19 protein-coding genes and 2 pseudogenes are annotated in these 18,643 nt (G+C 68.0%); 10 read left to right on the top strand and 11 right to left on the bottom strand.

The genetic code is table 11. The annotated features are described in order from the left end of the window. Positions 1–270: 270 nt before the first annotated feature. From SLUN_RS11855 to SLUN_RS41095, 4 genes and pseudogenes are all read right to left on the bottom strand, one after another. Positions 271–615 carry a hypothetical protein gene (locus tag SLUN_RS11855; protein ID WP_108148455.1) on the bottom strand — a complete coding sequence of 115 codons (345 nt, stop codon included), beginning with the start codon at positions 613–615 and terminating at the stop codon, positions 271–273. Continuing rightward, a complete protein-coding gene (locus SLUN_RS11850; RefSeq protein WP_108148454.1) occupies positions 612–1,328 on the bottom strand; it encodes a GntR family transcriptional regulator in 717 nt (238 codons plus the stop codon). The genes SLUN_RS11855 and SLUN_RS11850 overlap by 4 nt, the downstream gene beginning before the upstream one ends. Continuing rightward, positions 1,325–1,549, bottom strand: coding sequence for a hypothetical protein (locus SLUN_RS11845; protein WP_108148453.1), 225 nt, complete (start codon positions 1,547–1,549; stop codon positions 1,325–1,327). The genes SLUN_RS11850 and SLUN_RS11845 overlap by 4 nt, the downstream gene beginning before the upstream one ends. A gap of 251 nt (positions 1,550–1,800) precedes the next feature. Beyond that, positions 1,801–2,090 (bottom strand): annotated as a pseudogene (locus SLUN_RS41095) (hypothetical protein). Positions 2,091–2,169: 79 nt separating this feature from the next. Here SLUN_RS41095 and SLUN_RS11830 point away from each other — a divergent pair. After that, on the top strand, positions 2,170–2,925 hold the full coding sequence (locus SLUN_RS11830) for a GntR family transcriptional regulator (protein ID WP_108148451.1): 756 nt from the start codon (positions 2,170–2,172) through the stop codon (positions 2,923–2,925). A 610-nt stretch (positions 2,926–3,535) separates the two neighbouring features. Here the strand turns inward: SLUN_RS11830 and SLUN_RS11825 are convergent. Beyond that, positions 3,536–3,790: a tyrosine-type recombinase/integrase gene (locus SLUN_RS11825; RefSeq protein WP_257153912.1), complete on the bottom strand. Its 255-nt coding sequence runs from the start codon at positions 3,788–3,790 to the stop codon at positions 3,536–3,538. A 52-nt stretch (positions 3,791–3,842) separates the two neighbouring features. Between SLUN_RS11825 and SLUN_RS11820 the strand changes: the two genes are divergently transcribed. Together SLUN_RS11820 and SLUN_RS11815 are read left to right on the top strand one after the other, a co-directional pair. Continuing rightward, a complete protein-coding gene (locus SLUN_RS11820; RefSeq protein ID WP_159100231.1) occupies positions 3,843–4,289 on the top strand; it encodes a hypothetical protein in 447 nt (148 codons plus the stop codon). Positions 4,290–4,707: 418 nt separating this feature from the next. Beyond that, positions 4,708–5,040 (top strand): SCP2 sterol-binding domain-containing protein, encoded by a 333-nt coding sequence (locus SLUN_RS11815; protein ID WP_108148448.1) that lies wholly within the window; start codon positions 4,708–4,710, stop codon positions 5,038–5,040. 487 nt (positions 5,041–5,527) lie between these two features. On the opposite strand, the gene SLUN_RS11810 is transcribed toward SLUN_RS11815, so the two are convergent. Next, positions 5,528–7,477 (bottom strand): PLL family lectin, encoded by a 1,950-nt coding sequence (locus SLUN_RS11810; RefSeq protein WP_108148447.1) that lies wholly within the window; start codon positions 7,475–7,477, stop codon positions 5,528–5,530. 299 nt (positions 7,478–7,776) lie between these two features. Then, positions 7,777–8,181 (bottom strand): helix-turn-helix domain-containing protein, encoded by a 405-nt coding sequence (locus SLUN_RS11805; protein WP_159100230.1) that lies wholly within the window; start codon positions 8,179–8,181, stop codon positions 7,777–7,779. 316 nt (positions 8,182–8,497) lie between these two features. Between SLUN_RS11805 and SLUN_RS11800 the strand changes: the two genes are divergently transcribed. The 4 genes from SLUN_RS11800 (at position 8,498) to SLUN_RS11780 (ending at position 13,236) form a co-directional block, all read left to right on the top strand. Next, positions 8,498–8,779: a hypothetical protein gene (locus tag SLUN_RS11800; protein ID WP_108148445.1), complete on the top strand. Its 282-nt coding sequence runs from the start codon at positions 8,498–8,500 to the stop codon at positions 8,777–8,779. 796 nt (positions 8,780–9,575) lie between these two features. Then, positions 9,576–10,817: a PP2C family protein-serine/threonine phosphatase gene (locus SLUN_RS11790; RefSeq protein ID WP_108148444.1), complete on the top strand. Its 1,242-nt coding sequence runs from the start codon at positions 9,576–9,578 to the stop codon at positions 10,815–10,817. Positions 10,818–11,016: 199 nt separating this feature from the next. Continuing rightward, positions 11,017–11,292, top strand: a complete 276-nt coding sequence (locus tag SLUN_RS11785; RefSeq protein ID WP_108148443.1) for a hypothetical protein — start codon at positions 11,017–11,019, stop codon at positions 11,290–11,292. A 399-nt stretch (positions 11,293–11,691) separates the two neighbouring features. Continuing rightward, positions 11,692–13,236, top strand: coding sequence for an AAA family ATPase (locus tag SLUN_RS11780; RefSeq protein ID WP_159100229.1), 1,545 nt, complete (start codon positions 11,692–11,694; stop codon positions 13,234–13,236). A 233-nt stretch (positions 13,237–13,469) separates the two neighbouring features. On the opposite strand, the gene SLUN_RS42045 is transcribed toward SLUN_RS11780, so the two are convergent. Beyond that, complete coding sequence (locus SLUN_RS42045; protein ID WP_306610686.1) at positions 13,470–13,826, bottom strand: DUF4279 domain-containing protein; 357 nt, start codon at positions 13,824–13,826, stop codon at positions 13,470–13,472. Between the two features lie 89 nt (positions 13,827–13,915). Between SLUN_RS42045 and SLUN_RS11765 the strand changes: the two are divergent. Beyond that, a pseudogene (locus SLUN_RS11765) lies at positions 13,916–14,086 on the top strand (aldo/keto reductase); the annotation flags it as partial. 50 nt (positions 14,087–14,136) lie between these two features. On the opposite strand, the gene SLUN_RS39410 reads toward SLUN_RS11765, so the two are convergent. Together SLUN_RS39410 and SLUN_RS11760 are read right to left on the bottom strand one after the other, a co-directional pair. Beyond that, entirely contained in the window at positions 14,137–14,277 is a 141-nt protein-coding gene (locus SLUN_RS39410; RefSeq protein WP_159100228.1) for a hypothetical protein, read from the bottom strand. A 688-nt stretch (positions 14,278–14,965) separates the two neighbouring features. Continuing rightward, a complete protein-coding gene (locus SLUN_RS11760; RefSeq protein WP_159100227.1) occupies positions 14,966–15,514 on the bottom strand; it encodes a hypothetical protein in 549 nt (182 codons plus the stop codon). Positions 15,515–15,671: 157 nt separating this feature from the next. Between SLUN_RS11760 and SLUN_RS11755 the strand changes: the two genes are divergently transcribed. Then, positions 15,672–17,096 (top strand): hypothetical protein, encoded by a 1,425-nt coding sequence (locus tag SLUN_RS11755; protein WP_159100226.1) that lies wholly within the window; start codon positions 15,672–15,674, stop codon positions 17,094–17,096. A 636-nt stretch (positions 17,097–17,732) separates the two neighbouring features. Here SLUN_RS11755 and SLUN_RS41090 read toward each other — a convergent pair. Beyond that, on the bottom strand, positions 17,733–18,068 hold the full coding sequence (locus SLUN_RS41090; RefSeq protein ID WP_254710204.1) for an integrase: 336 nt from the start codon (positions 18,066–18,068) through the stop codon (positions 17,733–17,735). A gap of 108 nt (positions 18,069–18,176) precedes the next feature. Here SLUN_RS41090 and SLUN_RS11745 point away from each other — a divergent pair, with 108 nt between their 5' ends. Further along, positions 18,177–18,530 carry a hypothetical protein gene (locus SLUN_RS11745; RefSeq protein ID WP_159100225.1) on the top strand — a complete coding sequence of 118 codons (354 nt, stop codon included), beginning with the start codon at positions 18,177–18,179 and terminating at the stop codon, positions 18,528–18,530. Positions 18,531–18,643 lie beyond the last annotated feature (113 nt).

Here is an 18,643-nt window from a genome sequence, read left to right as displayed (position 1 = left end):
GGATTCTGGGCCGCCATGGGTGCCGACCTGACTGGCGGCTACCAGCGGCCGTCCCCCCACGCCCACATCAAAGCCGCGGCATGACCTGTACATCCCTGTGTAGCGGTAGCGGCCTATACGTGGACGGACCTGGCCGCGCAGGCCGCGCACGACCCCCTGACCTGCTGAAACGTGTGAGACGTACGGGGCCTCCGGAGCCGTGTGCCCAAGACGGCAGAGCGGCCCCAAAGGTGGCTCTGGGGCCGCTCAGTCGTTCCGTGGGGAGTGCGGCTATTGGTGGGGGGCCGCCGGGCGCGGGGCTTCGGGGTGCTCCTCGTCGGTCCCGAGGGTGGTGTGCGGGAGGCGGTGGCCGCGGCTGGTGGCCACCCGGATGGCGTCCTGGAGGGCGTTGGTCAGGTTCGCGGCAAGGAGGTGGAGTTGCTCCGGATCTGCATGCCTGCCGGCGAGTACTTCGTGTGCATGGTCCAGCAGCTCGGATCCCAATCCGAGCTGTACCGATTCGGTGTTGTCGGCGAGGCGGGACAGGTAGCCAGCGGCATCGTCGGTGCTCAGGAAGCAGGGTTTGCCGTCCTGGCCTGACCACGGCAGGAGTCGCAGTTCGTTGTGGGGTGTCATGCGTCCGCCCTCCTGGGTGCGGTCGGGTAGTGGGTGGTGAAGATGGCGTCGGCGCGGTCTCCGGGGAGGACCAGGAGGGCAACCTCAACCACGCGGCCGGTGATGGCGGTTGCCACCCGCGTGATCGAGAGGACGGCCAGGGTCGCGCTGATGCGGAGCGTCGTCGCTTCGTCCGGAGTGGGGAGGCGGGTGCTGACCGTTTCCTGGACTGTGGCCAGGGGCGGGCGCAGGTCCGCAAGGTGGGCGGCTAACGACCCTCCTGGGGTACCGGGCGGGGCCAGGTCGCGGGGGACGTAGATGCGGGTCAGGCTGTGTGGCGACTTCCCCTCATGGCTGAGACAGAGGAACTCAGTCAGGGGGCTGCGGGACCGCACCTTGAGGAGGGCGGTCAGGTGGCCGTGGGCTCGGAGGCGGGTAGTGCGAACGGTGGTGCGGAGGGCATCGTCGGCGCACGGGGTGCGACCTCCGCCGGCGTACGTGATTCTGCGGACGGGGTGGCGCACGAAGTTGCCGCTTCCGTGGATCTTCTCCACCAGGCCTTCGCCCTGGAGGAGCGCGAGGGCGTTCCGCAGAGTGGGCGTGCTGACTGCGTAGTGGGCGGCGAGTTGGGCCTCCGAGGGGAGACGCGCCCCGGCCTTCAAGAGGCCCGTCGAGATCTGGTTCCGGAGGTCCTCCGCGATGGCGTGACGGCGGGAAGGCGCGGGCTGGGTCACCAGTGCCTCCGCATCCGCAGGGCGACGAGACGGGTCCGGGCGTGCATCGTCAGCACTTCGCCCGACTCGAAGTGGAGCCGCTTTGCGCCGCCAGGGAGTTGGGTGAGGTCGGCGACGCGGCACGGCTGACCGCCGATCTGGATGACGTCGCCGCGCTGCACGCTTGTCGAGGTGATCTCGACGTTCGTGGCAAGGGCCCCACTGGGTGTCCATCCCCTCACTGGTCAACCCGCCGCGGCGTGGATCGCTGGTCCGCCGAGTGGCAGAGGCAATGGCATGCCTCGTAGATCACGGGGACGCCGATCGGTGCCGTGGCGGGGGACGAGTGAGCGCAATCGCGGTGAGTGCCGATCGCACACGAGCTGGACCGGTAGGGGGTGGTGTCCGCACCGGGTGGTGGGGCCGGCCGGAGGGGGCGCCCACTGGTGCGGGCGGTGGTGGGGGCCATACGGTTGCGCATGCTGATCAGCTCCTATCGCTGACGGCCAGGTCCCCGGACGTCGCCCGTCGCGGGGACCGTTTTGGTTACGGCGGCCCAGAGGGTGCGGCCGGTCAAGCTGCTGGCGAGGAGTCCGAACCGATCGGCCTCCGCCACCACTTCCAGGACCTCCCGCCACGATTCGGCGGGCAGCGCTTCCGGTACCTCCGCTTCGATCGATGTGTATCGGACGTGTATCGGACGTGTTCCTCCACTCGCGTGGCCAGTCCCAGGTCGGACAGCCGGGCTGCGATGCCCTGGGCCCTTGCTTCCGAAGCGGGCACAGGAGGGCCTCCGTCGCCGATCGATCACGTTGAGTGAAGCTAGTTAACTAGATTAGAGCTAGTGGACTAGATTTTCTACATGCCTGAGCAACCGCCTTATCTCCGCATCGCCGACGTACTGCGGCAGCGGATCGCGGAGCACGAGTGGACCGCCGGTGACCGGCTTCCCTCGCGAGCCCAGATCGCCGAGGAGTGTGGCGTCGGTGAGAACGTGGTGCGTCGGGCGCAGGAGCTGCTGATCTCCCAGGGCGTGTTGGAGGGCCGGGCGGGTTCGGGTACGTACGTCGCCGAGCCCCGTCAGCGCGTACGCGTGGTCCGTTCTTCGGCGCGCGAACAGCCGGGCGGCTCTCCGTTCCGCGCGGACATGCAGGCCCTGGGCAGGCAGGGAAACTGGGAGAGCCGGACCGAGGCCAAGGTTCCCGCGCCGGCTGAGATTGCCGCGCGGCTCGGGATCGGTGAAGGCGAGCTGTGCGTCCGGACTGTTTACGAGTTCCTCGCCGACGGCCGCCCGGTGCAGCTATCGACGAGTTGGGAGCCGTACGAGCTCACCGCCGGCACGTTGGTCGTCCTCCCCGAGGGCGGACCGCATGCCGGGTCCGGTGTCGTGAACCGTATGGCCGAGATCGGCATCACGGTCAGCCATGCCGTGGAACAGCCGGAGCCGCGGCAGGCGACGGCAGAGGAGGCGTCACTCCTGGGGATCCAGAAGGCGGCTTTGGTGACCCACATCCGGCGGACCTACTACAGCGACCAGGGGCAGCCCGTGGAGACAGCGGACATCGTTGTTCCCGTGGCTCTGTGCGAGATCGTCTACGAGGTCCCGATCAGTCGCTAGCGCGATGTCGGCCGAAGCGCCGGGCGACCGGTTGGGGCATGTGGTGAGCGCGGGGTCTCGTGCGTATGTGCCGGCCGTGCTCCTGTCCGCTTCATCTGCGCCTTTCGGATGGCTGTGGACGGCGAGACCATCCCGGGGTCCGGTAGTCGCTGGAGGGGAGGAGGCAGGGTGACGCAGCCCAAGTGTGGGGCGCCTACGGCCAAGGGGGGCCGGTGCGCGAAGCCCGCGATCATGAACAGTTCTCGGTGCCAGTTGCACCAGGGGGCTGGTCGAGCTACGGAGTGGCGCAGCGGAAGAAGAGGGAAGCCGAAGCGAAGATGAAGAAGCTTCGGAAGAAGAAGTGAGCTGGTCAGTGGGCAGCCGCTGACATCCATAGCCGACATCAACGTGGGTGCACGCCGACAGTTCCGAGCGGTCGGACGCGAGCCTTGTGGCCTCGGTCGTGGGCGTGCCGGGCGGGGTCTGAGCGAACTTACAAAGCAGATGTCGGCGGTTCGAAACCGTCCGCGCCCACCACGCTTGACCAGGCGAAACGTAGAGAACGGCCCCTCGGAATGATCTTCCGAGGGGCCGTTTTCATATGTGCTGGGAACGTCCTGGGAACATGGCGTCAGGCAGCTGCCTCATCGGAAATTTTCTTGGGAACACTGGTTTCGCCACTCGGCTGCCTGGCCTTGGTCTTGCGCGGCACGAGTTGGACCGGGGCCTCAGCCTGTGCCTTCTCGAACTGCGGGAGTACGGAGGTGTAGGTGTCTGCGGTGAGCTGGTACGACGAGTGCCCGAGCATCGTCTGGATCGCCTTCATGTGGACGCCGGCTGCCAGCGACAGCGTGGCAGCGCAGTGGCGCAGGTCGTGAAGGCGGATCGGGGGAAGGCCGTGCTTGGTCAGTGGTGAGCAGCGGCGGCTGGAGACCTATGTGGCAGAGCACGTGCTGGCGGAGCTGGCGAAGCCTGAGGTGCAGGCCCTTTTGGAAGCGGCGCGGGAGCAGGTGCTCGGTGAGGTCGAGCAGTTGCGCAAGGACATCGAAGCGGCCCGTACGCAGCAGAAGGAGCTCGGGGAGGACTACGCCCGGCGGGAGATTTCCAGGGAGTCCTTCAAAACGGCCGACCAGGAGCTGGCCAAGAGCATCCGGGAGGCCGAGGTGAAGGCGCGGCTCCTGGAACAGGTCAAGTACGCCCCCTTGGGGGGTGTGCCTGACCTGGTGCGCTGGTGGAAGCACGCCCCCTCGGCGGCCAAGAAGGGGCTTGTGGTGCTGCTGCTTGAACAGGTGGCTGTGTATCCGGCCGCGGCTCGCGGGTCACGCACGGTCGATAGCGACCGTGTGGCGCTGAAGTGGCGCGATTGGGCCCAGTTGGCCGCGTAGGCAAGTGGATGGCGTGTGCTGCAGGCAAAGAGTGTGGCTCCCGGTTCCACACTGGCGCCGGGAGCCTGGGAACCGACGAAATGCGGCGCGTGGGGTGACGGAATGCCCGGCGATACGGCGATGCTCAGCCCTGGGCGGTTCAAGCGGCTGCTGTCCGTTGTTCTGGACGATCTAGGCCTCACTGGCGGTGCAGGGGGGAACGGGCTCTGGTCCACGTTCTGAGGAGCTGTCACACGCTGTGCTCGCGCGTCATCTCGATGACAAGCACCAGCCGTCGGAACAGAAACGGGGCCGTCGCGATCTGGTGAACCTCCACTCCCGCTGATGGGTGATCTTGCCCTGTCGGAGATACGGGCCGGACACCCAGCGTGACAAGGTGGATCGTTCCGGCTATGCCCGATCACCCTGAGGAGAACTGATGGCCGTCGACGTGCAGAAGTGGTTCAACGAAGACTTCGGCGCCGGGCTTGGGCGCCACGCGGAGGAAGTACGCAAGGTCGGCTACAAGTACCAGGTCAACATCACTGGTTACGGCGGCGGAGAATGGTGGGTCGACACGTCGGCCCTGCGGGTCGAGCAAGGAAGCCCGGGTGGTGCCGACGTCACGATCACGATGGATTCCTCGACCTTCGCCGAGGTCTATGACAACCCGAGCCAAGCTATGACGAGGGGCTTTTTCGCCGGTCACATCAAGGTCATTGGCAGTGATAGCGGCAAGTTCGCTGACCTGCTCCAGCTCGCCAAGCAGTAGAGACGCAACGGAGGGTTGAGGAGCATCCGGGGCAGCAACGGGTTCGCCAGGCTTTGGCGCAACCCTTGTGCACGACTGTTCCTCATCCCTCCTCACCCGCTCCTCCCGTGTTCGTCCTCGCTCCGCTCGGGGCGCTCCACCTGGGCCAGCGGCCTCGCCGACGGCATGCGCGCAGCTGTCGAGGAAGGGCGCGCCGGCCGGGACGGTGACTGTCGAAGTCACGTACATCGCCCACTCGCACGAGCATGCGACCCCCGACGCGCGTCGAAACGACGTCGCTACATACGTACGGAATCACCTCACCGCATCGGTCCAGCAGCCGGTGCCGGTGATAGTGCTTTTGAACAGCGGAGGACCCCGGCGGTGTGATCGCCGAGGTCCTCGCGTCGCCCCGGGCGGAGGGATGGCGTCGGGCGGTGGGAGTCCCCGAGGTATGGCGGGCCGGTCCGGTGGGCCGCGGTGGTGCGAGCTGCGGACCCAGCGGTGGCTACACGTACAGGGCGAAGAGTTGGCCGTCGTGGGGGGCGAGGGAGGGGGCGCCGTATCCGCCGGTCTGGAGTTGGGTGGCTGACCAGGTGGATCCGTTCTGTGCGCCCACGTAGAGGGTGCCGTTGCGGTCGCGGTGGGCAAGGTGCAGCTTGTTGGTGAAGGAGGCCAGGGCGGGGGCGTCGTAGGTCATCCATCCGCTGACGGCGCTGGCCCCGCCCCAGGAGGTGCCGTTGGAGGAGGAGGCCAGGTAGATCTTGTCGTCTACGCCGCGGTGGGCGCAGTACAGCTGGCCTGCGTGGGAGGTCAGTGCCGGGGCACTCGTTGTCCCCCAGCTTTCGAACTTGACGGCGGTGCCCCAGCCGCTGCCGGTGAAGGCGGAGAGGTAGACGCTCCCGTCGATGCCGGTGTGGGCGCAGTACAGCGTGTTGTTGTGGACGGCCAGTGCCGGGCTGTGCCGGGTGCCCCAGCCGTAGAATTCGGTGGAGCTACTCCAGCCGTCGCTGGTGAGGGTGTTCCAGTACAGGCTTTTGTCGAGGCCGAGGTGCGCGCAGTACAGCTTGCCGTCGTGCACGGCCACGCCTGGCGGGACGGCAGTGCCTACACCGCGGAAGCCGGTGCCGGCATCATTCCCGTGACCGGTCCAGAGCAGCTCGTTCGTGGCTGCGTCGGCGTAGAGGATGCCGAGGTTGCCGTTGTAGGAGACACCAACGGGCGGAGCGGCGACGTTGCGCTGGTCTCCGATGGGCGCCTCCCCGTTCCAGCTCCCTGCCTGGGTCACGTACCGGTAGCGCACCGGTACCGTGACCGGGGCGACGGTGCCGTGCAGATACAGCCGGTGACGGCCCTGCTTGCCGCCGTCGAAGAGCCACGACGCCTCGCGGCCGGTGGGGGTGAAGTAGCCGCTCAATGCGTACCGGCTGAGGCCGATGGAACGCTCGCACACCAGGTCGTCGTCGTTGGTCAGCCAGCCCAGCAGGAGGTTGACGAGCCCGAGGATGATGGCGAGCAGCGCGGCCCAGCCCTCCCCGTTGTCTCCGCCGTGTTCCGGCGGGGAGTAGGTCTGCGACCTCGAGCCCTCCGCGAGCCGCTCGGCCATGGTGGCCAGGACCTCGCGCATCTTGTTGTAGAAGCCGCCCGAACTGTGGTCGGCCTCCCAGCACTCGATGTTCAGCGACAGGTGACCGCGTACCGTCGTGTCGGCCAGGGTGAAGGCATGCTGGCCGTTGAACTGACGCTCGCTGCCGGTCACCACCGACCCGAATTCCGGGGTCTTGAAGGACTTCTTGGCGTTGGAGTCCGCGCCTGCCGCCATCGCCCAGTAGATCTCGTCCTTGCCCAACTCGGTGGACCGGCGGTCACACCGGAACCAGGAGGGCTTCAGGACCACCCGCAGCGGCAGGACAGGCACTGCCGCCCGCATCTGCCGTTCCTCGGGTGTGGTCAGCACCGTGACGCCGCCGCCGTACTCGGCGAGCGCCTGGAGGAACTCCTCGCGGTCCGTCGACTCGCCGGACGTGGTCTGCGTGACGTCGACGATCTCCACGTTCGGCTGAGCCACGATCTCGGAGGTGACCTCGACCAGGTCTACCAGCAGGTCCTCCATGCTGTACCCGGTGTTCACATCGAGCTGGTTGATCGGGGCGGGGAACACCTTCACCCCGCCGCGGGCGGACCGCTGCTCGGCAAACAGCCGCCCCCAGGACCCTACTTCCGCGTCATCGTCCGCGCCGGCCCGCAGCATCTGCAGCAGCTGCTCCTCCAGCTCGGTGGGCTTCAGTCCCCGGTCCAAGCGGGCCGCAGCGTGCAGAGCGGCCCCGATCAGCAGATTCTGACCCCGGCTCAGGCCCAGCCGCCGGGCGGTCCGGGAACCAGCCCGCGCCCCCTGGAAACCCTCCAGTGTTTCGCGTACCCGCTCCAGGCGTTCTGCGGCAGTCTGGATCTGTGGCATGGGCGCGCTCGCCTTCCTTAACGGCCACGCCGACGGCACGGCCTCCGTGATCATCCAAGGACCGGCGCCCGGCGCGTACAAGGAGCCACAACCAGCGATCTGACCCGAAACGATCCTTCACTCAGAAGTGGGACCATGCGACTGCATCGGCCTCGACTGGCGAGAGCCCACTGAACGAGTGATCGAAGATCTTTCGAACCCCCGAGTGGCGAGATCTACGAGGATGCCGCGCAACTCTCGCGGAGCACGATAAGAGAGCGTCGCGGGCACCCTGGAGATTCACCGGGAACCTTCACTCTTCAGCACGGGACATCCGCACAGTCACCTGGCCCTGTGCCTTGTGGACGCTGCAGAAGTGCCGGCGAGAGAGGCTGCAGGCGTCCCGGCGATGTCGGGATGCCTCCGGTGATGAACAGGGCGATGACCAGGTCGTGGGTGCCTGCGGCACCAGCCAGGAGAGATCGTTGCAGCAGCCGTTCCGCGCTGCGGAGGCGTCCCCGGATTGTCTGCGGGTGCACCTCCAGTTCAGCCGCCGCGGAATCGGCGTTGGTGTTGTGCCCCAGCCACACCTGGAGCGTACGGCGCAGGTCTCGACGGTCCTGCTCCAGCGGGGCGAAAGTCAGGTCGGCCCACGCCTGGGCTGGGTGGGTGGACAGTAGGTCGTCGAGGCTTGGGGTGTCCCACGACGGAGGCTTGGCCTGCATGCTCGCCGCTCTTGCGTCGATCTGGAGAGCCAGGTCCAGCACCGCGCGGGCACGGACGGCTTAGGCTAACTCCGATGCCTGCGACAAACCGACGGAGCTGGACCGGTGGCGCCCGGGCCGAAACAGCAACGACCATGAACCGGCTCTCCAGCTGGTCGATCGTCGACCACAGGCGCGCCGAAATCGCCGCTGACGCACTGGGTAGCTGACTCCCATCCTGCCGGGAGGCCGGTCTTTATCAGGCGCAGCCCCTGGCACCGGGCGCCGTACTCTGACATTGGAAAGACAGGACCCGTACGCAAGAAGATGATCAGTGATGGGATTCCTGAACACGGTCAAGGAGCAGAGCGCGCTTGACCAGGCCCGGCACGCCATCGAAGCGGGCAGGACCATCCTGGTATTCAAGTTCATGGAGGCACACACCAACAGCCTGGCCACCGGCGCAATGACCGGCATAAACGACCAGATGGAGGCCATCGAATCGCTTGGCTGGCGGCTGGACAAGATGTCCGTCTGTGAAGGCAACGTCATCGGCGCACTGGGCAGCAAGCACGCGGAGCGTGTTGTCATTGTGTGTCTCTACCGTCGGACGCCGTAACCCCACAGCCCCCTGGCACTACGGTGTCAGGCGGCTTCTACCCAGCGCCACTCGGACATGAGCGGGGCAGGCGGCGCGGAACCTGTCGACGGTGTTCCCCAGCCCCAGGGCTTCGGCGTAGTCGAGTGACGCCTGGTTTGTGATCACCCGAGACCGAGAAGGGTGAGGGGGCGATGGGGGTCGCGGGCATCGCGACTGAGCCCGGCCGCGATGTTCTTCACTCCGGCTGTCCGGAGGTTGCGCCAGGTGGCCATCGCGCGGGGCGCGTTGCCGGTCCATACCTGTGAGGCGTCTTCGACGAAGGTGGAGTCGCGGACGTGGTGCAGGGCTTCGATCTTCCAGTGGTCGCGGACGAGTCGGGCGAGCTGGACCGGGGGGTGCGCGGCGCTCAGGCTGGTGACGGCGTAGACGGTCTTGAGGGTGGTCTTGCCGGTCTTGCGGTCGGTTGTCGACGGTCACGTAATTCCCCACGGTCGCGTCGCGAACGTCACGTAGTACACCCGCTCCGGGAGATATTTGGTGCACAGCGGGATTGAGAGCCATCTGTCCTGGCCGTGTGTGACATGCCGCTTTTGGCGTAATGGGCTCTGAGGGTTGGTCAGCCGCGTCACTCTGTGCGGGTTGATCACGGCCGTGTCAGGAGCCCGTGTGTACAGATCACGTGAGCGGGTCGAGCGGATCCGCCTTGACCGCCGGATGGACCCGAGCGCGTCGGGGCGGGCGCTGGATGCGCGGCACGAGGTGAGCAGGGACACGGTGGCTGCGGCTTTGAAGACGCCGGTGCAGGGGTGCGGCTATGGCAGAAGGTGAGCGGCGGCCCGACAAGGGCATGGTGGACCGGTCGGAAGGGTTCGGTGAGCGGCTGCTGGGGGTGCTGTTGGACCGGGCACACGAGATGCCGCCGCAGCTGATCGCCCCGCTGATCGCGGAGGAGGTGGCCAGGGTCGGTGGCCGCGAACTCTCGATCCTGCTGCAGGACTACGCGCAGCTGCTGCTGGTGCCGCTTCGGGGTCGGCGGTTGATGGTCGGCGAGCCTGAGCCGATCGGTGACTCGCCCGCCGGCACGGCCTTCCTGTACGCGACCACTGCCGAGGTGCCGCAGGCCGACGGCGTCCGGATGTACCTGCCGCTGCTGGACGGCAGCGACCAGGTGGGAGTGATGGCCCTCACCCTGGACACCGTCGATGACGACGACCGGCGCCTGCTGCGCAGGCTCGCCGGCCTGGTCGCTGACATGCTGGTCACCAAGCACAGCTACACCGACCAGTTCTTCCTCGCCCGGCGCCGCGAACCGATGAGCGTGGCCGCGGAGATCCAGTGGTCCCTGCTACCGCCGCTGGCGATGTCCGTCCCACAGGTCGCGGTGGCCGGAATCCTGGAGCCCGCCTACAACGTCGCAGGTGACAGCTTCGACTACGCCCTCAACGACGACATCCTGCACGTGGCCATGGTCGATGCGATGGGCCACGGTCTGGACTCCGCCACGATGGCGACCGTCGCTGTCGGGGCCTACCGGCACGCCAGACGTGCCGACATCGGTCTGTCCGAGATCTACACGTTCATGGACCGGGCCATCGCCGGGCAGTTCGGGCCCGACCACTTCGTCACCGCGCAGATGATGCGCCTGAACGTCGCAACGGGCCACCTGCAGTGGGTCAACGCCGGCCACCCTGCACCGCTGCTGATCCGCAACCACCAGGTCGTCGGGCAACTTCAGGGCCCGACCACCTTGCCGGTCGGCTTCGGCGGTGAAGATCCCCAGATCAGCCAGCAGATGCTCCAGCGCGGCGACCGAGTGCTGTGCTTCACCGACGGCCTGATCGAGGAGCACGAAGCCGGCGAAGAGCAGTTCCGCGAGGAACAGCTCATCCACTGGGTCAACCGCATCGAACACGGGGAGAAGGGAGTACGAGCGGTGGTGCGCTCACTCTCCCACGCCCTGAAGCAGCAACGGGGCGGCCGCACCAGCGACGACGCAACCCTCTTCCTGATCGAATGGCGCGGGGGCGCCGCCGACCACCTCGCCGTCCTGGAATGAGCCGACAGCCGCACCACCGCCACTGACTGTCCACCAGTGCGCCCCTGACCTGGCCACACACGGAACCGGGGTCCTCACGAGCCATGCACGGCAGAGACGCGACCCGAAGGACAGGGATACCAACCGATCGTTCCACTCCCGCCGCTGCCGCGAACTCTCTGCCGGTGAAGCCGGATCCGCGATCCCCCTGGGGCACTACGTGACGCCAGCCCTGGGGAATTACGCGACCGTCCACATCGGTACGGCGGCGCCTGATCTGGATGGCCTGGCGAGCTCCGGGCTCGGCTGCGGTGTGCAGGTCGTCTGCGGCCTCGAAGGTCTCGGCGACGAAGTGCCATGTCGCGCCGTCACGCGGGTGCAGGGCCCGCAGCTTCCGGGCCGCCCGGCGGGCTTCGATTTCGCGTCCGGCGTCCCACAGTGTGCCGATGCGGTAGACGGTCACCATGTGGGGTTCGGCGCATTCGCCGGCCAGTAGCTGCTCGTACAGCGCAAGGGCGCGGTCGTAGTCGCCGGCCTCGCACGAGGCGTCCGCCGCCTCCAGCAGGATCTCCTCGGGGTACTGGGCCGCGAGGGCTTCAGCTCCTGTGCCAATGCGGCGGCAGGCGGCGTGGTGGCGGGGGTGGTGCGGTCGCGCTGGGCGGACATACCGGCAGGCTGCCGGCGAGCCCGAGAGCGAGAGGTGCCTCTGCCCCGATCGGTGCCCGCTGTGCATGGCTTTCGTGTCGTCCGCCGCCGCCGCTCGCGTCGCTCGTTCAGGTGACACGAATCCTTCAACCGTGCGACAGCCCGCCCCCTTGGGCTCCATGCTGACCTTGCTGCACCACGACGACAGCGGGTGATCCGCCACCGTATGTACCCTCTGGAGATAGAGCACGTGTCCCAGCAAACGCCCCTGGACGCCCCCGATGTGATCGAGGGCGTCGTCGACCACCTGCTCCACATCGGCTACGACGAGCGCACGGTGCTGCGGCTGACCACCACGACCGGCGACGAGGAGAGCATCACCGCGCTCGGCAAGGCGCTCTTCGGCGTGCAGCCCGGGGAGAGCCTGCGGCTGCGCGGCACGTGGACCCATCATCCGCGTCACGGGCGGCAGTTCAAGGTTGCGTACTGCGAGCGCAGGATGCCCGCGGACGAACGGGCGATCCGCCTCTACCTCGCCTCGGGCCTGATCCGCGGCATCGGGCCGGTCCTCGCCTCCGCGATCGTGGACACCTTCGGCGAGCAGACCCTGAAGGTCATCGACGCCGAACCGCAGCGGCTGCTGGAAGTCCACAGTATTGGCGCGATCCGAGTGGGACGGATCACCGCGGCCTGGCAGGAACAGAAGGCCATCGCCGAGATCATGGTGTTCCTGCAGGGACTGGAGGTCACTCCGGCGCTCGCGGTGAAGATCTACACTGCGTACGCCGACACCGACGACGACCCGATGCACATCGTCCGCCACACCCCCTACCGGCTGTGCCGGGACGTGCACGGCGTCGGCTTCGTCAACGCCGACAAGATCGCACTCGCCGTCGGCGTACCCAAGCACAGCGACGAGCGTCTCCAGGCCGCGCTGCTGTACGAACTGGACCAGGCCGGCGGCCAGGGCCACTGCCACCTGCCAGTGCGGATCCTGATCGCCCGCACCCGCCATCTGCTGACCGACGACGACCCGGCGACCGCGGAGATTCTCGACGACGCGGTGCTGCACCACGCTCTGGAGGGGCTGCGAGGCCAGGGTGAGGTGATCACCGAAACGCTGCCGCTGCCCGTGCTGGATGGCACCGGCGCGGTGGCGGATGCCGAGATCGCGCTGCTGCCGCGCTGGTACCGCGATGAGACCCAACTCGCCTGGCATGTACGACGTCTGCTCGGCTCCGCGTCCCGGCTCGCCGAACTGGCACCCTGGGCAGAGCGCCTGGCCGCGCTGACCACAAAGGAGACGGCCGGGCTGACCGGCGAGCAGCATCAAGCGATCCTCACCGCCCTGACCAGCCCCATCTCCGTGCTGACAGGCGGTCCGGGCTGCGGCAAGACCCACACCCTGCACACGCTGGTCGAGATCGCCGACGATGCCGGTGCGGTCGTCGCGCTGGCCGCGCCAACAGGGAAGGCCGCCAAACGCCTGGAGGAGACCTGTGGCCAGTCGGCGATGACCGTGCACCGCCTCATCCGGCCACCCGACGGCGACTCCCTCTTCGACCACGCCAGTGTGCTGGAGACGGCCGACTTGGTGGTCGTCGACGAGGCCTCCATGCTCGACCTCGCCCTGGCCCGCAAGCTCACCGCCGCCGTCCGCGACGGCTGCCACCTGCTGCTGGTCGGCGACATCGACCAGCTGCCCAGCGTCGGCCCCGGCCGGGTCCACGCGGATCAGTCCGCCGTACCACCACCCCGGCCCCAGACCCCGACCGGCCAACTCGCCTGGGACTGACCGAGAGCAGAGCCCCACGAACGACGCTCGCCGCACCCCACGAATTGGTGAAGCTGAGGAAGCACCGCGAACGCCTCAAGCGGGCCCGTCAGGGGCTCGCCTGTCGGTGGCCAGTTGGTATTCCCCAGCGGCGGCCACGTGACAGTGCGTCAAGTGGCCGCCGAATTGAGCACGGAGAGTAATCGTCGAGCTCATGCTGGCTGCCGTGGCGGAGAGCTGCGGCCTCCTGGTGGCTACTGCGGTGCGGGTGTCGTGCGGCGGTGGGTGGTGAGCGCGAGGGCTGGGCCGATGGCGAGGACTGCGGCGAGGGCTGCGAAGCCGTAGGTGAGGGTGGTGAGGGTGGTGAGGGTGGCGACGGCTGCGTCGCCGAGTTCGCGGCCGAGTTCGGCCAATCCGCGGGCGAACGCGGTTAAGACGTCGATGTCGAGCTCGGCGCCGGTGGCGGTGAGGAAGTCCAGGACATTGCGGTCCAGGTGCCAGCCGAAGAGGTTGGGTGCGTACGAGGACGGCGACTGCTCCGGGTTGGTGTCGTTGAAGTGGCGGACGACTTGGAGCACAGCTCCGCCGCCGTGGTCGGCCAGGCGGGACACGTTCGATGTCGTTGAGCTCGGGGCTCCGGGGCGGCAGGTAGAACAGCTCCACCCCGATCTTCGCCAGCTGCTCGCGCCGGCCCTTGGCCGTGGTGCCGATCCCCGGCACCCGGCGGCAGCGGTACCTGGAGGAGGACCTCGCGGCCCTAGCCGTCGAGCTGTCCGCCGAGGACCTCGCCGCCATCGAGGCCGCCGCCCCGCCCGAGCATGTCGCGGGCACCCGCTACGACGCGACCAGCCTCACCTTCGTCAACGGCTGAGCCCGCCGCGGCGCTCCGTGGCCGAACCAGGTCCGGGGCGGCTCTCGACGCTACTGCGCGCTCGTGTCCTCGTCGTGGTCGTCGGTCCGCCGGGAGCGGGTGCCGATGAGGGCCAGCGCGGCGGCGGCGAGGGCCGCGAGGGAGTCGGCGAGGTGGATGAGGTCGCCGACGAGGGTGAACCAGTGATCCATGGTGGTCCGTTCCGCTTCTGAACGTAGTGGAGGGGCCGGCCGGCGTTCCCTTGTGGACACCCTCGAATGAAGCAGGGCGTCGGCCCGTTCGGCATCGGGTGCGAACAACCCCGTACACCCGGTGCATACTTCGCGCAGCTCACTGGCGTTCCGTCGCCCGCTGTACGGTGAGTGAATGGTTTCTGGCTCAACGTCACCGAACACTCCCGACCGGACGGGAAGCCCCGATCCGGAACAGATAGAAACGCTGTCCGAGCTCAAGGCCGGCCTCAACGCGTTACGGGGGGCGCGTTCGTACTCCGCCCTGGAGAAGGAGTTGCGCCCACGGCCGGGCCGGGATGGTCCGCAGCCGACCCTTCCACGTAGCACGATCACCGGTCTGCTCACCGGCGATTCGACACCGAGGCGAGAGACGGTCGTCGCGTTCCTCACCGCTTGCGGTCTCGGGGCGCGGGCGCAGGCGCCGTGGCTGAGGGCGTGGGAGCGGGTCGAGAGCGGGCATCTGCGCCGTCCGGGCAATGCCGTACGGGTCCGTGACGCCCGCCCTCTGTTGCTCGGCGTGCACCCGTCGATCCAGGTTGACGGCGAGCAGGACACGACCGACCTGCCGGTCTACGTGCCCCGGGATTTCGACGACGACCTGCGCACCGCCGTCACGACCGCGGCCCGGCAGGGCGGCTTCGTGCTGTTAATCGGCGATTCGTCGGTGGGGAAGACCCGCGCCCTGTTGGAGGCGGTCCGCACGGAACTGCCGGAGTGGTGGCTGATCCATCCCGACGCCGCCGACGTGACCGGCCTGCAGGCTCTGGCGGCCGAGCAGGTCCGGCGCACCGTCGTGTGGCTGAACGAGTTGCAGAGCCACCTCGACGGTCCGGTCCCGTTGACCGCTGCCTCCACCCGGCGCCTGATCGGGGCGGGGCTGGTGCTGGTGGGCACGCTCTGGTCCGACGAGTACACCCGCCGCATCGCGGCGCGCGTGCCCGGTCGGCCGGATCCGCACGCCGACGCCCGGAAGCTCCTGGATCTCGCCCACCTGGTGCGGGTACCGACGTCGTTCACCCCCCGCCGAGCGGTACCGCGCCGAGGCTATCTCCGCCGACAGGCGGATCCGCGTCGCGCTGGACACCCCGGACGTCGGCTTCACCCAGTTCCTGGCAGCCGCCCCGCAACTGGAGACGTGGTGGACCCAGGCACCGAACCCGTATGCCAAGGCGCTGATCACCACGGCGCTGGACACGCGCCGTCTGGGTGCGCGCGTCCCCCTGCCCCCGGAGCTGCTGGCGGCTGCCGTCCCCGGTTACCTCACGCCCACAGAGCAGGCGAGGGCCGGCCGGCACTGGCTGGAGGAGGCACTGGAGTACGCCACCACCCGGCTGCACGGGGCTGCTTCCACCTTGCGCCCGACCGGCACGATGGGCAGGACCACCGGCTACCTGGTGGCCGACTACCTGCATCAGCAGGCCAACCGCGCACGCCGTGCTGTCCCGGTACCCGAGGCGGTCTGGAAGGCCATCGTCGATCACCATCACCCGCGGGACACGCAGCGCCTTGCCGAGAGTGCACAAACGTGGGGCGAGCACCGGTTCGCCGAGGCGCTGTATCGCCAAGCTGCCGACCGCGGTGACATCTATGCGGGGATGCAGCTGGGGAAGCTGCTCCTCGCCGCAGGTCGGATCGAAGAACTGCGTACCCGCGCTGACGCGGGCGACCTGGGTGCCAACTCCGAACTTGTGAACCTTCTTGCGCGAGAGGGAAACCTGGCCGAGTTGCGCGCTCGAAGTCACGCTGGTGACCCGGTGGCCGCGCGATTGCTGGTCGCCCAGCTCCTGCAGAGGGGGCGCGTGGAGGAGGCGTTGTCCCACTTGCAGAGATGGGCCGACGCTGGTGACGAGACCGCCGCGCGCTACATCCGGAAGGTGCTCACCGAACAGGACCGCTTCCAAGAACTGAGCACCCTCGCCGACGACGGCGACGTGAACGCCGCGTTTGCGCTGGCCGAACTGCTGGTCAAGTACTGCCGGATCGAGGAGCTCCGTACCCGCGCGGACAGCGGTGACCGATACGCCGCACACACACTGGCCAAGTTTCTCGTACAGCAGGGAGAGGTCGGCGAACTGCGCACCCGCGCCGACACCGGCGACTCAGAGGCGGGTTCTGTACTGGCCGGCCTGCTCGCGGGGCAGGGCGACGTCGACGAGGCGCTGGCAATCCTCAGCGGCTTGGCCGACGCCGGCGACCAGGAAGCCGCCTGTCAACTTGCCGACCTGCTCGCCGAACACGGCGAGGTCGGAAAGGCAACGGCGATCCTCCGCCCCCTGACCGACACTGGCTTCCACGGCGCCTGGCACCGGCTGGCCAACCTGCTCGCGGAACACGGCGACGTGGAAGGAGGGATGGCGGTCCTGCTGGCCCAGCCCCATGCTGGTGGCGCCCTCGCGAACGCGTCCGGGGTGGCCGACGTGCTTGCCCGAGAAGGGCGTCTCGACGACCTGCGCACTCTGGCCGACGCAGGCAGCCTGCCCGCTGCGGAGCGGCTGGGCAACCTGCTCGCTCAGCTGGGCCACGTCGAGGAACTGCGGGCACGCGCTGACCGCGGCGGTAGCCCCGCGGCCTGGCAGCTCAACGCCCTGCTAGCCAGAAGCGGCCTCCTCGACGAATTACGGGCTCGCGCGAACGCCGGCGACTCGGCCGCCGCGTGGCACCTGGACAGCGCCCTCGCCAGGCAGAACCAGGCCGTGGAGGACGACGCATCGGACCAGGTGACGGCGTTCCTGCCACCGTGGCGCAAGATCGACGGTGACCACTCGCCGCATGCCTGAGCTCCAAGTCCGTTACTGTGGAGCTGGATGATCCGAACGAACTGGACAGCTGGGTTCTTTGCCTGTGTCCGCGCAGTTTCTGCGCCGTCTCGCTCATGCACAGCCCCTTCCAGATGTTGATCGCCAACCGGCTCTCCTCCCCGATGCCGATGTTCAACCCCGATCACCGTCCCCTCAGTTGGAGATCTCCGTGGCCGCATCGGCCACGGGCGAAGGGGCGGATTCTGTAGCGCGCCTCAAATGCACTGCAGTGGTCAAGGATTCGACACCTCCGCAGTCTGGGGCGACTTCGCCTCACGGCTTCACCCAGGTCTCGATGCCGTCCGCTGGGAACATCGTGGGAACGCAAGGAACAAGAAAGACCGATAAAGATCGCGCAACCTGGTTCGCCTACCCTGCCTATGACCAGCGAGAATGGGGCAGTCGAAGCAAGATCGGCAATGATGATCTAGCTTCTTGGACCTCTTACAAAGCAGATGTCGGCGGTTCGAAACCGTCCGCGCCCACTTGCTTGAAGCACGACGAAGGCCCAGGTCACCGGCGGCAAACCGGGAGCCTGGGCCTTGTTCTTTCCTCCGTGATGCGGGCGGGGGAGAGGCGTCGTGCCACTTACGTGCCAGAAACCTCCTCGGGACCTTAGGCAGCAGAGTCTGCCGGCCGGACCTTCTTGATCTGCTCATCGACGTGAGCGGCGATTGCATGATCCCGTCCGTTGACCAAGTGCTGATAGATCAGCGCCGCCCGAACCGACGAGTGCCCCATGCGCTGCATCATCTGGTAGCTGATCACGCGCATGGTGATCGCGGTCAGGTTCGAGGGCTGTTCGGTGGTGCGGCCGCGATGATGCCACTGGGCGAGCCGGTCGCCGGAGCGGCGGTCGCAGATCAGGGTCAGGTGGGTGACGTGCCTACGCGCTAAAGTCCCGGCCGAGGGGGCGATATGACAGACAAGGGCACGGTCGCCTGTAGCCAATTCCGGTTTCCTGACTCACCAGGTCTGTACGGGTGCCTGCGTGGCAACATGGGCTGTTTCAGGATGTGTTGTGGGCCGTGAGTCTCGGGGGCGAGTATGCACGCTGCGTTGCGGTGGCTGGTGGCGGTGGTGGGTTCGGTCGGGGCTTTTCTTGCCGTGTCGGTGCCGTGGGCGGTGCTGTCGGACGGGGGCGACGATCCGTGGGACGTGATCGGTCCGGTGGCCGGCGTCGTTGCGGCGGGGGTTCTCGCTGCTCTGGGGTGGTGGGCGTCGCAGGCCGGCGGGGCCGGGACGCGTCGGGTCCGGCAGTCGGCGCGAGGCGGGAGCAACATCAAACAGACGGGTGGCAGCCACGGCACGGGCGCCGGGTCGCCCGGTGGTGCGGTGCGCGAGGACGTGCGGCAGAGGGCGCGCAGCGACGGCAATGGTGACATCGATCAGGTCGGCGGGAACCGAGCCTGAGGCAGGGGGCCTGACGGTGGTGGAGCGTCCGGGGCAGCGCCGTACCCGGCAGCAGGCGCAGGCGCAGAGAGATGTCACCCAGGTCGCGGGGGATATGAATGTGTATCCCCCTC

This window comes from Streptomyces lunaelactis, assembly GCF_003054555.1.
GTDB classification, from domain to species: domain Bacteria; phylum Actinomycetota; class Actinomycetes; order Streptomycetales; family Streptomycetaceae; genus Streptomyces; species Streptomyces lunaelactis.
Note: the sequence above shows the minus strand (reverse complement) of the source record. Positions and strands in the feature narration are given on the sequence as shown.